This is a genomic window from Siccirubricoccus deserti (genome assembly GCF_014283215.1).
GTDB lineage: Bacteria > Pseudomonadota > Alphaproteobacteria > Acetobacterales > Acetobacteraceae > Siccirubricoccus > Siccirubricoccus deserti.
The window spans coordinates 23882-38175 of sequence record NZ_JACOMF010000021.1 but is presented as its reverse complement, the minus strand read 5'-3'; the positions used below and the strand labels follow the sequence as shown (position 1 = coordinate 38175).

8 protein-coding genes and 2 pseudogenes are annotated in these 14294 nt (G+C 70.7%); 7 read left to right on the top strand and 3 right to left on the bottom strand.

Annotation, left to right across the window (positions count from 1 at the left end; translation table 11 throughout):
• Nucleotides 1-20: 20 nt before the first annotated feature.
• From H7965_RS16845 to H7965_RS16835, 3 genes are all read right to left on the bottom strand, one after another.
• Nucleotides 21-302, bottom strand: a complete 282-nt coding sequence (locus H7965_RS16845) for a hypothetical protein (RefSeq protein WP_186771753.1) — start codon at nucleotides 300-302, stop codon at nucleotides 21-23.
• 274 nt (nucleotides 303-576) lie between these two features.
• Entirely contained in the window at nucleotides 577-3441 is a 2865-nt protein-coding gene (locus H7965_RS16840) for an AsmA family protein (protein WP_186771752.1), read from the bottom strand.
• 55 nt (nucleotides 3442-3496) lie between these two features.
• Complete coding sequence (locus H7965_RS16835; protein WP_186771751.1) at nucleotides 3497-7144, bottom strand: hydantoinase B/oxoprolinase family protein; 3648 nt, start codon at nucleotides 7142-7144, stop codon at nucleotides 3497-3499.
• 204 nt (nucleotides 7145-7348) lie between these two features.
• Between H7965_RS16835 and H7965_RS31765 the strand changes: the two are divergent.
• The 7 genes and pseudogenes from H7965_RS31765 to nirB form a co-directional block, all read left to right on the top strand.
• Nucleotides 7349-7594 (top strand): annotated as a pseudogene (locus H7965_RS31765) (winged helix DNA-binding protein); the annotation flags it as partial.
• Nucleotides 7595-7665: 71 nt separating this feature from the next.
• Nucleotides 7666-7848: a hypothetical protein gene (locus H7965_RS31760; RefSeq protein ID WP_229682674.1), complete on the top strand. Its 183-nt coding sequence runs from the start codon at nucleotides 7666-7668 to the stop codon at nucleotides 7846-7848.
• A gap of 86 nt (nucleotides 7849-7934) precedes the next feature.
• Nucleotides 7935-8146: pseudogene (locus H7965_RS31990) on the top strand (hypothetical protein); the annotation flags it as partial.
• 366 nt (nucleotides 8147-8512) lie between these two features.
• Nucleotides 8513-9118: an ANTAR domain-containing response regulator gene (locus tag H7965_RS31755; RefSeq protein ID WP_186771750.1), complete on the top strand. Its 606-nt coding sequence runs from the start codon at nucleotides 8513-8515 to the stop codon at nucleotides 9116-9118.
• Entirely contained in the window at nucleotides 9057-10265 is a 1209-nt protein-coding gene (locus tag H7965_RS16820; RefSeq protein ID WP_186771749.1) for a CmpA/NrtA family ABC transporter substrate-binding protein, read from the top strand. Before H7965_RS31755 ends, H7965_RS16820 begins: the two co-directional genes overlap by 62 nt.
• A 333-nt stretch (nucleotides 10266-10598) precedes the next feature.
• Nucleotides 10599-11810, top strand: coding sequence for a nitrate/nitrite transporter (locus tag H7965_RS16815; protein WP_229682667.1), 1212 nt, complete (start codon nucleotides 10599-10601; stop codon nucleotides 11808-11810).
• A 10-nt stretch (nucleotides 11811-11820) separates the two neighbouring features.
• Nucleotides 11821-14289 carry a nitrite reductase large subunit NirB gene (gene nirB / locus H7965_RS16810; protein WP_186771748.1) on the top strand — a complete coding sequence of 823 codons (2469 nt, stop codon included), beginning with the start codon at nucleotides 11821-11823 and terminating at the stop codon, nucleotides 14287-14289.
• The last annotated feature ends 5 nt before the right edge of the window (nucleotides 14290-14294 follow it).

Sequence of the window (14294 nt, the reverse complement as noted above, 5' to 3'; positions counted from 1 at the left end):
GCTCTCTAAATGCCACATCCTTACCCGTAGAGCAGCACGGTGGGCAGCGCCGGATCCTCGATGCGGGCAGCGGTCAGGATCGGGCCGAAGCCATCCAGCGGGTTGGGGTGGATGGCCGAGGCGAAGCCGAGCCGGTCGAGCCAGGGGGTGATCGCCTGCCGCAGGTAGCGGTCCAGCTCCGGCTCGAAGCCCGGCTCCTGCGCGGTGGAGGGGATCGCCACCAGATCGGTGAGCAATGCCCTGAAGCTGCCCTCGTCGAAGAATGCCGCGGCGCGCGTCAGCGCGCCTTCCCGTGATGCCATGATGATCCCCGGTGGGTGGTTGAGCCGGCGCCAGTGTGGCGCCGCCGTGCAGGCAGGGCGAGAGGGAGCCTGGCCGGCGAGGATGAGCGGGGCGGTCGCGCCGGCAGTTGTGGGCGGTTCAAGCGGATGGGTGGCCGGAGTCGATTGCGGACAAGTCCGTTCCGCAGCGGGCCGCGGATTCCCACCGGCCCAGGCCGGGTCCCGGCCTGACGGATGGGGTCTGGAGTAGCCAGTGCCTTCCCCAGCCATCACCGCCCACCCTGCCCGCTTCAGCCTACCGCTCCGCCTTCCAGCGCAGGAAGGGCGCCAGCTCCGGCAACCGGCGCGGCGCCGTCGCCGGGCCGGTCAGCCGCAGCCCGATCCCTGGCGCCTCCGCCACCGGCCGGGCCAGCAGCAGCAGGTCCAGGGTGCCGCGGGCGAGGCCGATCTCGCCGGTCGCCGTCGTTGCCTCGCCGCCACGCTCCGAAGCCAGCCGCGCCGTCTCCAGCCGCAATCGGCCTTCCGCCACCGGCCCCGCCACCTCCAGCCGCTCGAAGGCGCTGGCGCCGCCGCCGAGCGCGCCCTGCAAGGCCGCCTCGACCGCACCAAGCTCAGGCAGCGCCGCCGCCGCCTGCACCGCGCCGAGGTCGAGCCCGATCAACACGCCGTCACGGACGGCGAATTCCAGCGTGCCTTCCGCGGTCGCCGCCAGTGCCGCCAGGCTGTGGCCGGAGGCGGCGAAGCGGGTGGTCGCCTCCAGCCGCCCGGCACCGAGGTCGAAGGGCAGGCCGAACAGCGGGCCGGTCAGCGCCGCATCGGCGATGCTCGCCTCGATGCCGAGCCGTGGCGGGCTGGCGGTGGCCTCCAGCGTCAGGCCGCCGCGCAGGCTGCCACTGCCGAGCCGGGCCTGGACGCCTTCGAGCTGCAACCTGCCCTCGGCCAGCCGCAAGGTGGCGCTGGCCGCCTCCAGCACCGCGCCGCTGGCCGGTTCGCCCTGCGGCAGGATGCGTGCCGCCTCCACCGCCAGCTCCGCATCGAAGCCGGCCAGTTGTTCAAACCCGAGCGGCTCCGTAGCGCCGAGGCCGTGCCAGGGCAGCGGCAGCAGCTCGGCGGCGATGCGCCCGGTCAGCTTCGGCCGCGCCCCGCCGGTCGCCAGGGTGAGCTGCCCGCGCGCGCGCAGCCCACCGGCAACCACATCCAGATGCTCGGCGGTCAGGCTGGTGCCCTGGGCATTCGCCTGGCCGGATAGATTGGCGATGATGGCAAAGGATCCTTCACCCAGCCATTCCACCGGCCCGGCACCGAGCCGGGCCAGCAGCCGCGGCGCACCGGGGTGACGCAGGGTCAGCGTGCCGGTGCCGCGCCGCGCCACCGCATTCAGCGTCGCCGCCGCTTCCAGCCGCAGCGCGCCCAGGTCGCCCTCAGCCTTCAACGCCACCGCATCCGGCACGCCGCCGCCGGTCAGCCGCAACGCCACCTGCTGCGAGGCCAGCGGCGCCAGCGCCGCGAGACCGGACGGCAGCAGCGGCGCCAGCGCCGCGCCGCTTGCTCCGCTCAGCTCGATGCTCACATCCGGGAAACGCGGCGTCGGGCCGAGCTGCGCCGCGCCGGAGGCGGCGATGTCGACCTCGCCGAAGCGCAGCGCCAGCCGCCGCAGCGCCACCCTGCCGTTCTCCAGCGTCGCATCCAAGGTGCCGCGCTCCGCCGCCAGGCCCCGCCAGCGCAGCCGTTCGGCGGCCAGCCGCAGGTTGAGGTCGAAGCCGCCCAGCCAGGCACCGAGGCCCGCGGCATCGGGCAACTCCGGCACCAGCCCGCCGAGGTCCAGCCGGTCCAGGGTGATGCCGACGCCGATCGCCGGCCGCACCCCCTGGCGCACCACCCCGGCGCCGGACAGCCGGGCGCCATCGATGCTGGCGACGAGATCGGAGATCGTCGCCTCATTCTCCTGCAAGGCCAGGCGGAACCGCCCCTCCGCCTGGCGCAACCGGGCTGGGTCGGTGCCGCCGAGCGGCAGGCCGAAGGACGCCAGCGTCTCCCGCAGGTTCGTCCCGGCGAAGCGGATGGCGAGTTCCAGCCGCGACCGCGCGGTCGCGCCGGTCAGCTCGATCTCTGTATCGCCCGGCAGCACGGCGGAGACGTCGGAGAGCGTCATTCGCTCGCCTTCCAGGAAGGCCGCACCGCGCAGCCGCCGCAGCGGCACCGGGCCGAAGCTGGTCGCCTCGGCCGAGAGGTCGATGCTGACCGGCAGGCTCTGGCTGCTGGCCGGGCGCAGCGCGGCGATCCAGGCATCGAGGTCGAGCCGGCCGGCGGCGAGCGCGATGTCGAGCCGCGGCGCCGGGGCCAGCCGCAGGGTCACCGCGCCGCGGGCCGGCTGGCCGCCGAGATCGAGGGTCAGATCATCCGCCGCCAGCAGATCCGCCGCCGCGGTCAGCCTTCCGGTGGCGCGGAAGGCCAGCGGCGGGGCCGGCACCAGGGTGGAGAGGTCGGTGCCGGTCGCCTCCACCCGCCCCACGAAGCCGCCGCCGGGGGCAAGCACCCCGCGCGCGGTCAGGGTGGTGCCGGCGACCGCCATGCTGAGGTCGAGCGGGGCGATGCCGTCGAAGCCGGCGCGGCCGAGGTCGCCGGAGAAGCGCACGGCGAGGCCGCGCCAGGCGAAGCGGCCCTCGGCGACCAGCGCCTCCGCCAGCCCGCCGGTGGTGAGGCGGGCATTCAGCCCCTCCAGTTGCAGCCCGCCGACGGTCAGCCGGCAATCCTCCAGCCTGGCGTCCAGCGTGGTGAGCCAGGGCGGCGGGCGGAAGCTCGGCAGTTCGGTGGGCGGCCAGGGCAGGCTGATTTCGCCGCCGACCAGCGCCAGCTCGCGCGGCTCCAACCGGCCGCCAAGCAGCGCCGGCAGGTCGAGCCGGAGCCGCATGCTGCGGGCAGTGATGGTGAGGCCATCGGCATCCGGGCCGATGGCGATGCGCGTGGCCTCCAGCCGTGGCTGGGGCAGCAGCACCAGGGTGATGGGCCCATCCAGCGCCACCCGCCGGCCGAGCCGGGCGGAGGCGATCTCGGTCAGCCGGTCGTGCCAGACGTCCCAGTCGAGCAGTCGCGGCCCGAACCACAGCCCGGCGCCCAGCAGCACCAGCAGGGCGAGCAGCAGGACGGCGACACGGCGCATCAGCCGCGGCGCGGGGCCGGGCCGGGTGTGGCCGCCGGCATGATCGCCAATGGCCTCACGCCGGCGTACCCCAGCCGCCGCCGCCCGGCGTTTCCACCCCCAGCACATCCCCCACTTCGAGTGCGGCGCTGCCGGCATTGCCGGGGATCGGCTCCACCCTGCCGTCCACCCGCTCCACCCATTGCCGGCCGGGGGCGCCATCGGCGCCGCCCATCAGCCCATGCGGCGCGACATTGCGGCGGGAAGCGACGACGATGGCCTGCATCGGCCTCAGGAAGCGGATGCGCCGGCGCGCGCCATCGCCGCCGCGCCATTGCCCGGCGCCGCCCGAGCCGCGGCGGATCGAGAATTCCTCCAGCCGGACCGGATAGCGCAATTCCAGGATCTCCGGGTCAGTCATCCGGGTGTTGGTCATATGCGTTTGCACCGGGCCCCAGCCGTCGAAGCCCGGGCCGGCGCCGACGCCGCCGCAGACCGTCTCGTAATACTGGTAGGTCGCATCGCCGAAGATGACGTTGTTCATCGTCGCCTGGGCGGAGGCACAGGCGCCGAGCGCCGCCAGCAGGGCGTTGCAGGTCATCTGGCTGACCTCGGTATTGCCGGCCACCACCGCAGCGCCGCCGCCTGGCCCGCCGCCGCGCGGGCTGAGGAAGGTGCCTTCCGGCACCACGATCTCCAGCGGCTTGAGGCAGCCATCGTTGAGCGGGATCTCCTCCCCCACCAGGGCGCGGAAGCAGTAGAGCACCACAGCGCGGCAGACCGCCGCGGGGGCGTTGAAATTGGTCGGCCGCTGCGGCCCGGTGCCGGTGAAATCGATGGTGGCGCGGCGGTTGGCACGGTCCACCCGGACCGCGACCTGGAGCGGCGTGCCATCGTCGATGGTGGTGGCGAAGGCGCCATCCTGCAACCGGTCCAGCACCCGGCGGACGCTTTCCTCGGCATTGTCCATGACGTGGCGCATGTAGGCGCGGACGGTATCGAGGCCGAAGTCGCGCACCGCCCGCCGCAGCTCCTGCACGCCCTTCTCATTGGCGGCGATCTGCGCCTTGATGTCGGCGAGATTCACGTCCGGGCTGCGGGCGGGATATTTCGCCGAGGCCAGCAGGGCGCGGAACTCGGCTTCCCGGAAGCGGCCCTGCTCGACCAGCAGGAAATTGTCGATGACGACGCCTTCCTCCTCCAGGGTGCGGGAGGTCGGCGGGGTGGAGCCGGGGGTGAGGCCGCCGATATCGGCGTGGTGACCGCGGCTGCCGAGGAAGAACAGGATCTCCGCCCCGGCGGCGTCGAAGACCGGGGTGATGACGGTGACATCCGGCAGATGGGTTCCACCGTTATAGGGGTTGTTCAGCGCGACGACGTCGCCGGGGCGGAGCGTCGCGCCGCGCAGCCGGATGACGGTGCGCACGCTCTCCCCCATGGCGCCGAGATGCACCGGGACATGCGGCGCATTGGCCACCAGCCCGCCGGCCGCATCGAAGATGGCGCAGGAGAAGTCCAGGCGTTCCTTGATGTTGACGCTGAGCGAGGTGTTCTGCAGCACCGCGCCGGTCTGCTCGGCGATGCTCATGAACAGGTTGTTGAACAGCTCCAGCATCACCGGGTCGGGGCGGCCGGTGTCGGCGACCCGGGCGGCGGCGCGGGGCTGCGTGCGGCGCAGGATCAGGTGGTTCAGCGGCGTCACCTCGGCGGTCCAGCCGGGCTCGACCACCGTGGTGGCATTGGCTTCACGGATCAGCGCCGGGCCGGGCAGGCGGTCGCCGGCCAGCAGCGCCTCGCGGTCGAACACCGGGGCCTGGTGCGCGGCGGCCTCGGTGAAGAGTGCGACCTGGTCGATCGGCGCCGGGCCTTCGCCGGCGGGGCGGGCGGGCAGCTGCGCTTCCGCCACCGCCTCGCCGGCGGCGGTGACCTCGGCGATGCAGGCCTCGACGATGATCGGGCGTTCAGGTGTGGCGAAGCCGAAGCGTTGGCGATGGGCAGTGGTGAAGGTCTCCACCACCTCGGCATGCGGGCCGAAGGCGACGGGCAGGAAGCTGTCGGTGCCGGCGTAGCGCAGGTGCAGCCGGCGGGTGCCGGCGATGCGGCCCGCCGGGGCGCCCTGCTTCAGCAGCTCGGCCCGCCCTTCGGCGACCAGCGCGTCGAGCCGGGCGGTGAGGGCCGCCATGCCTTCGGGCGCGAAGGGCGCTTCCACCGCGCCCTCCCGGATCACCGTCTGGTCGGCGAGGCCCATGCCATAGGCCGAGAGCACGCCGGCGAAGGGATGGATGAACACCGTTTCCATCCCCAGCGCATCGGCGACGAGGCAGGCATGCTGCCCGCCGGCGCCGCCGAAGCACTGCAAGGCGGTGCGGGTGACATCATGGCCCTTCTGGATCGAAACCTGCTTGATGGCGTTCGCCATGTTGGCGACGGCGACGCGGAGGAAGCCTTCCGCCACCACGCGCGGGTCCTGCCGCGTGCCCGTCGCGGCTTCGATCTCGTCAGCCAGGGCGGCGAATTTCTCCTGCACGATCTCGGCGTCCAGCGGCTGGTCGCCGCCCGGGCCGAACAGGCTAGGGAAGTGCTTCGGCTGGATCTTGCCGACCATCACATTGGCATCGGTGACGGTCAGCGGCCCGCCGCGGCGATAGCAGGCCGGGCCCGGCACCGCGCCGGCGCTGTCGGGGCCGACCCGGTAGCGCGCCCCGTCGAAATGCAGGATGGAGCCGCCGCCGGCGGCCACGGTGTTGATCGCCATCATCGGCGCCCGCATCCGCACCCCGGCCACCTGGGTCTCGAAGGCCCGCTCGAACTCGCCGGCGTAGAGCGCGACATCGGTGGAGGTCCCGCCCATGTCGAAGCCGATGATGCGGTCGAAGCCGGCCATGCCCGCGGTGCGCGCGGCGCCGACGATGCCGCCGGCGGGGCCGGACAGGATGGCGTCCTTGCCCTGGAAGCTGCCGGCCTCGGCAAGGCCGCCGTTCGACTGCATGAAGTACAGCCTGACGGGCTTCTCACCGGCCGCTGGTGCAGGATTCAGCTCTCCCGCCACCTGCTCCACATAGCGCCTGAGGATCGGCGAGAGATAGGCGTCCACCACGGTGGTGTCGCCGCGCGGCACGATGCGCGGCAGCGGCGAGGCCTGGTGGCTGAGGCTGACCTGGGTGAAACCGGCCTCCCGCGCCAGGGCGCCGAGCCGCAACTCATGTGCCGGATGCGCCCAGGCATGCATCAGCACCACGGCGACGGCGCGGATGCCGTCGGCGTAGGCAGCGGCAAGCGCAGCGCGGGCGGCCGCCTCATCCAGCGGGGACAGCTCCGTGCCGTCCAGTGCCATGCGGCCGCCGATCTCGGCAACCTGCTCATGCAGCAGGTCGGGCAGGGTCACGTGCAGGTCGAACAGGCGTGGCCGGGCCTGGTTGCCGATGCGCAGCATGTCGGCGAAGCCCTGGTTGACCAGCAGCAGCACCCGTCCGCCCTTGCGCTCCAGCAGTGCGTTGGTGGCGACGGTGGTGCCCATCTTCACCGCATCGATGGTGCCGGGCGGGATCGGCGCATCCGGCGCAAGGCCAAGGATCTGGCGGATGCCGGCGACAGCGGCGTCGCGGTAGCGGCCGGGGTTCTCCGACAGCAGCTTGGCGGTGGACAGCCGCCCGGCGGGGTCGCGGGCGACGATGTCGGTGAAGGTGCCGCCGCGATCGATCCAGAACTGCCAGCCCGCGTCCATCGAAGCCCCTCCGCCTACAGTGGATGCGTTCGGATCCGAACGCCGATCCGCTGCAGGCATTCTGCTTGCAGGGCGGATCGACGCTCCGGCGCGTTCACGCCCTCCGTAATCCGCACTGGCCGTGATGGCGAAGCGGCGCCTGCGGCGCAAGTCCGCCAGCAGGCCATCCTTGACGATTTATTGGCATTTCATCGACGTAAGCCCATGGCGCAGCCTGTCGTCTCCTCCGCCCCTCTCGCCGCCGGCGCCTCTCCCGCATTGTCGGAGGTGGAGTACGGGCTGATTCTGGCCGGCCATGCCTTCCACCGCTGGATGATGGTCTGTGTCGCGGCGGCGGGCGTCCCTGGCCTGTCGCCAACGGAAGTGCTGGTCCTGCGCACCGTGCACCACCGCGCCCGGCCGAAGCGGCTGGCGGAGATCCTGTTGGCGCTGGCGATCGAGGACACGCACATCGTCACTTACGCCATCCGCAAGCTGGAAGGTGCCGGGCTGGTGAAGACCAGCCGGGGAAGGAGAAGTTGGTGGCGACCACCACCGCCGGCGCTGCGCTCTGCACCGGCTACGCCGAGGTGCGGGAGGCGCTGCTGGCGCCGTCGGTGCGCGGCAAGGGGCCAGGGGAAGCAACCTTGTCCGATCTCGCAGCGCTGCTGCGCACCCTGTCCGGCTACTATGATCAGGCGGCGCGGGCAGCAGCGACGCTCTGACCCAGGCCAGTCCAGGCCCTCCGGGCGTTAGGGGTCTGGGGCTGGCAGCAGCAATATCGGGTGATCCTGCGCCCTCACCCAGCCGTCTGCTGGCCGGCCCCGGCTCCATCGGCCAAAGCACCCATTTCATCACACCGGCGCTGCCGGCTGCCGGTTGGGACGAAATGCTGCAGATCCGCGAGGAGGTCCCTTCAACAAGGGTCGCATCATCATCCGCGGCAGGTCGGTCAGCCATGGGCAGGCGAAGCGCGCCGACTATCCACTCCCGGTCAAGCCGAACATCCCAATCGCCCTCATCGGCGAAGGACACCAGGTCCGGCGACCATCCGCTTCGCCGCGTGTTCTCACGCTCGTTCGGGACACTGCCCCGCATCCTTCATGCAACGAGCTTGGTCGACCTTCAGGCCGCCACATTCGGACCGCCAGCGGTAGAAGCTCGCCTCCGCTACCCCCAAGCCCATGGTGGACCTCACCCATCGTCCGGCCCTGCGCCAGTTCCATTTCGGCCTGCCGCAATACCCCAATGATCTGTTCCGGTCGGCACAGCGTCGTCGGCCAACATGCGTTCCGGCGTCCGGCACCGCACCCGAATCGCCACGACCGCGGCTCGGCCAGGGTGACGAGCGCGCCTTGGCATGGGCCTTGCAAAAGCTCTGCCGGACATGTGGCATGGCTTCCGGAATTGAAAGTTCTCCTGGTTGATGCCGAGCCTGAGCGGGCGCGCATCGTCGAGGCACACCTTGCCTCGGCCGGCGTCACCGTGACAGTTCGGCCCCGGCCAGGCGAGCCCTTGCCCGCGGCAGTCGCACGCGAGGCGCCCGACGTCGTCATCGTCGACATGGCGCGCCCTGATCGGGACTACCTCGACGATATCCGGCAGGTGACGCATCACGACCCGCGCCCGGTCGTGATGTTTGTGGATGGCGACGATCCTGCCTTCATGGAGGCCGCGATCGAGGCTGGTGTCTCCTCCTACACGGTGGTCGGGGCGGCGCTGCCGGATGTGAAGCCAATCGTACGCGCCGCGGTGGCGATGTTCCGCCGCTACCGGCAGGTCGAGGCGGAACTGCAACAGACCCGGACCAGCCTGCGCGAGCGGATGCTCCTGGATCGGGCAAAAGCTCTCCTGATCAGGCAGCGGCGGATGAGCGAGCCGGAGGCGCATCGCTGGCTCCGACGCCAGGCGATGGAGCGCAGCCAGCGCGTCGTTGACATTGCCGCCGACGTGCTCCGGATGGCCGGAGAGAAGGAGTCTCCCGAGAATGGCTGAGCGGAACGGACGACAGGCACCGATGCGTATTGGCCTGCTCCGCCTGACAGATGCCGCACCGGTCGCATTCGCAGCCACGCACGGCCTGTTCGCCGAAGAGGGCGTAGAAGTTGCGCTCTCGGTCGAGCCCTCCTGGGCCAATGTGGCGGATAAGCTCGCTTACGGATTGCTGGACGGGGCGGTGATGCTGCCACCGCTGGCGCTTGCGATGGAACTTGGGCTGCGTCCCGCGGCGACCCGGCTGGTGGTGCCGATGTCGCTCAGCCTGAACGGCAACTCGGTCGTGCTGGCGGAGGAACCGGCCAGGGCGGTACTGGAAGGCGGCGTCCGGCCGCCCGCGCTGGAGGCGGGGCGGCGTCTGCGCCACCTCCTGGAGCATGGCCGGCTCCGGCCACGCCTGGCGGTGGTGCACGCCTGGTCCACCCATGATCTGCTGCTGCGCTACTGGCTCGCGGCCAGCCGCATTCCCCCGGAGGAAGCTGTGGACATCACGGTCATGCCGCCGGCAGAGATGCCGAAGGCCTTGGCCGCCGGCCACATCGATGGATTCTGCGCTGGCGCGCCCTGGGGCGCCGTGGCGGCGCGGATGGGAGCCGGGCGAGCAGCGGTGCTGTCCTCCGAGATCTGGCGCAACCATCCGGAAAAGTGCCTGGCGGTTCGGGCCGACTGGGCCAACCGCCATCCCTCGGCGCTGCAGGCCGTGATGCGGGCGCTGCTCCGAGCCGGCATTGCCTGCGACGACCCTGCTGGTGCGGAGTCTCTGGCTACCCTGTTGTCCGAGCCCGGCTGGATTGGAGTGCCAACCGATCTCGTGGCCGCATCCCTGCCCGGTGGCCAGGGCGGCGAGGTGGATCGCTCGGTCTTCGCCGCACATGCCACGGCCTTCCCCTGGCGGTCGCATGCGCGCTGGCTCGCAACCCAAATGGCGCGCTGGCGCAGCTTGCCCGCGGACGCGGTGGAGCGGGCGATGCGCGCCTATCGCCCCGAGCTTTATGCGCGGGCCGCCCGTGAGCTGGGCCTGCCGGTGCCCCGCTCCGATCATAAAGCCGAAGGCGCCCATGACGTCGCATGGCACCTGGCAGCGGACCCCACCCCCATCGCCATGCAACCCGACTGCTTCTGCGACGGCGCACGCTTCGAGGCCTGAGTCAGGGACTCCCTGCCCGCCTGTAAGCGCGAAATTTTCCCTGCAGATATGCCTATCCTAGAGGCATATCTGCACGAAAATGGCCCAAACCGAGAATCTCTCCGCAACCAGGCCTTAAACTGCCTCATTTTGGTCAATGGCACACCGCTTGCTTGAGCATTGGCGTGCCTTTGCGATCCAACGAGGATTAAGCACAGCACGTACCGGGCCTCCCTCAAGGGCGGGGGATGCCTGTTCGCGGGTCCGGCCTTCTGGCCGGTCCATGAACGTGACCAGCGGGCCAATGGCGGCCCGCGGGCGGACGCATAAGGCGATCCGCGGAGCGTCCTTCTGGTGAACAAGGGCTTCTTGCAGGCGGGGCACCTGCCCACGCTGATCGCCGCTTTCCTCTATTTCGATCTCTCCTTCATGGCCTGGGTGATCCTCGGGCCGATGGCCGTGCAGATCGCAGCCGATCTCCAGCTCAGCCCTGGCGCGAAGGGCCTCATGGTCGCCACTCCCGTGTTGGCCGGCGCAGGATTCCGCGTGGTGAACGGGCTGCTGGTCGACCATCTCGGCCCACGGCGTACCGGCCTCATCAGCCAGGTGGTCGTCATCGCCGGCCTGCTGGCCGCCTGGTGGTTCGGCGTGCACAGCTTCGCGGAGACGCTGCTGGTCGGGCTGGTGCTCGGTGTCGCCGGTGCCTCCTTCGCGGTCGCCCTGCCCCTCGCTTCGCGCTGGTATCCGCCGGAGCACCAGGGTACCGCCCTCGGCATCGCGGGCGCCGGCAACTCAGGCACCGTCTTCGCCGCGCTCCTTGCCCCGAGCCTCGCCGCCAGCTTCGGCTGGAACAATGTCTTCGGGCTGGTGACCATCCCGCTCCTGCTGACGCTGCTGGTCTATGTGATCCTTGCCAAGGACAGCCCCGACCGCCCTACCCCCAAGCGGCTGCCGGAATACCTCGCCGTGCTGCGAGCGGGCGACGCCTGGTGGTTCATGTTCTTCTACAGCGTCACCTTCGGGGGTTTCGTCGGCCTTGCCTCCTCGCTGACCATCTACTTCAGCGACCAATACGCGCTCTCGCCCGTGGCGGCGGGCTACTTCACCGCCGCATGCGTCTTCGCCGGCTCGATGGTGCGCCCGCTTGGCGGCGCGGTGGCGGACCGGATCGGCGGCGTACGTTCCCTCACCGCCATGTACGCCACGGCCGCCGTGGCGCTGGTCGTTGTGAGTTTCGGTCTGCCGACGAGCTGGATGGCGCTCGGGGCTTTCATCCTCGCCATGCTGGCGTTCGGCATGGGCAATGGCGCGGTGTTCCAGCTCGTGCCGCAGCGCTTCCGGCGGGAGATCGGCGTGATGACCGGCCTGGTCGGCATGACCGGCGGCGTCGGCGGCTTCTGGCTTGCCTCAAGCCTCGGCCTCTCCAAGCAGATCAGCGGCAGCTACGCGGCCGGCTTTCTGGTCTTCGCCGCGCTCGCCGTGGTGGCGCTGCTCGGCCTGAGCAGCGTGAAGCACCGCTGGCGCGCCACCTGGGGCGCGGCTGCTGCCGGCGCCGCCCGGATTTAGGATAAGCGCGATGAACATGATATCGGCCCAGCGGCAGCGCCTGGTTGTCGTCGGCAACGGCATGGCCGGCATGCGGACGGTGGAGAACCTCCTCCGCCTGGCGCCGCATCGCTACGACATCACCGTATTCGGTGCGGAGCCGCATCCGAACTACGACCGCATCGCCCTCTCCTCCGTCCTCGCCGGCGAGAAGTCGCTGGATGAGATCGTGATCAACAGCAGAGCGTGGTACGCGGAGAACGACATTCGCCTGATTTCGGGCGATCCGGTGGTGTCACTGGACCGCGCGACGCAGACGGTGACCTCGGCGGCTGGCATCACCCTGCCCTACGACCGGCTGCTCATCGCCACCGGCTCCAATCCGCTGGCGCCGCCGATCCCGGGCCTCGGCCTGCCGGGGACCTGCGCCTTCCGCGACATCGCCGATGTCGAGACGATGATCGCCGCCGCCCGCACCGGCCGCCGCGTCGTCGTCATTGGCGGCGGGCTGCTGGGCCTGGAAGCGGCCTGGGGGCTGAAGCGCCAGGGCATGTCGGTCGCGTTGGTGCATCTGATGCCGACCTTGCTCGAACGGCAGCTCGATGCCACCGCCGGCACGCTGCTGCAGCGGGACCTGGATCGGCGGGGCATCGCCTTCTTCACCAATGGCCAGACCGAACAGATCCTCGGCACCGAGAGGGCGGAGGGTCTCCGGCTGGCGGATGGGCGCGAGATCCCGGCCGATCTGGTCGTCGTGGCCATCGGCATCCGCCCCAATATCGGCCTGGCCCGCGACGCGGGCCTGGAGGTGAATCGCGGGATCGTGGTGGATGACGGCCTGCGCACCGAGGATCCGCACATCCATGCCGTGGGCGAGTGCGTGGAGCATCGCGGTCAGGTCTTCGGCCTGGTTGCGCCGATCTGGGAGCAGGCGAAGGTCTGCGCCGCCCGGCTCGCCGGCGACGAGTCCGCCACCTATGTGACGCCGCCGCTCTCCACCCGCCTGAAGATCACTGGCGTCGATGTCTTCTCCGCGGGTGCGCTGGCAGCCGCCGACGAAGCGGATGAGGAGATCACCTTCCAGGACGTGGCACGCGGCGTGTACCGCAAGCTGGTGCTGCGGGACGGCAAGATGGCCGGCGTCGTGATGTATGGCGACGTCGCGGATGGCGGCTGGTATTTCCAGATGCTGCGCGAGGGGACCAACGTCGCGCCGATGCGCGACACCTTGATCCTCGGCCGTGCGGTTGCGATGGCGGCGGCCGGCGCGGCGGCGCCCGACCCGGCCGCCGCGGTGGCGGCGCTGCCCGACACGGCGGAGATCTGCGGCTGCAACGGCGTCTGCAAAGGCACGATCACCAGTGCTATCACCGAGCATGAGCTGACGACGCTGGAGGCAGTGCGGGCGCGGACCAAGGCCTCGGCCTCCTGCGGCTCCTGCAGCGGGCAGGTCGAGGCGCTGCTGGCGCATACTCTTGGCAGCGACTACGCGGAGCCCACCGGTGAGAAGGCGATGTGCAAGTGCACCTCGCATGGGCACGACCATGTGCGGCGGGAGATTCTTGCGCAGACGCTGAAGAGCATCCCTGCCGTGATGCAGGCACTCGGTTGGACGCGGCCGGAGGGCTGCGCCTCCTGCCGCCCCGCATTGAACTACTACCTGCTCTGCGCCTGGCCGGGTGAATACCAGGATGACGCACGCTCCCGCTTCGTGAACGAACGGATGCACGCCAACATCCAGAAGGATGGCACCTATTCCGTCGTGCCGCGCATGTGGGGCGGGCTGACCAGCGCGAAGGAGCTGCGCGCCATCGCGGAGGTTGCGGAGAGATACGACATTCCCACCGTGAAGGTGACGGGTGGCCAGCGCATCGACCTGCTTGGCGTCAAGCGTGAGCAGCTCCCCCATGTCTGGCGTGACCTCAATGCGGCCGGCATGGTGTCCGGCCATGCCTATGGCAAGTCGCTGCGCACGGTGAAAACCTGCGTCGGCTCCGAATGGTGCCGCTTCGGCACGCAGGACAGTACGGCCATGGGCGTGGCGCTGGAGAAGATGACCTGGGGCTCCTGGCACCCGCACAAGGTGAAGCTCGCCGTCTCCGGCTGCCCGCGCAACTGCGCCGAGGCAACGATTAAGGATTTTGGCGTCATCGCGGTGGATAGCGGCTGGGAACTGCATGTCGGCGGCAACGGGGGCATCCACCTGCGCGGCACCGAACTGCTGTGCAAGGTCGCAACGCCCGAGGATGTGCTCGAATACTGCGGCGCCTTCCTGCAGCTGTACCGGGAGGAAGCGCGCTACCTGGAACGCACGGCGCCCTGGATCGAGCGCGTCGGCATCGCTCATGCCAGGGCGCGCGTGGTGGAGGATCCGGAGGGCCGCCGCGCCCTCTACGCCCGGTTCCTCCATGCCCAGAGCTTCGCCCAGAAGGATCCCTGGGCCGAGCGTGCCGCCGGCACCGATGCCGGCGCCTTCTCCACCCTGGTTCCGGCGGAGTGAGCGCC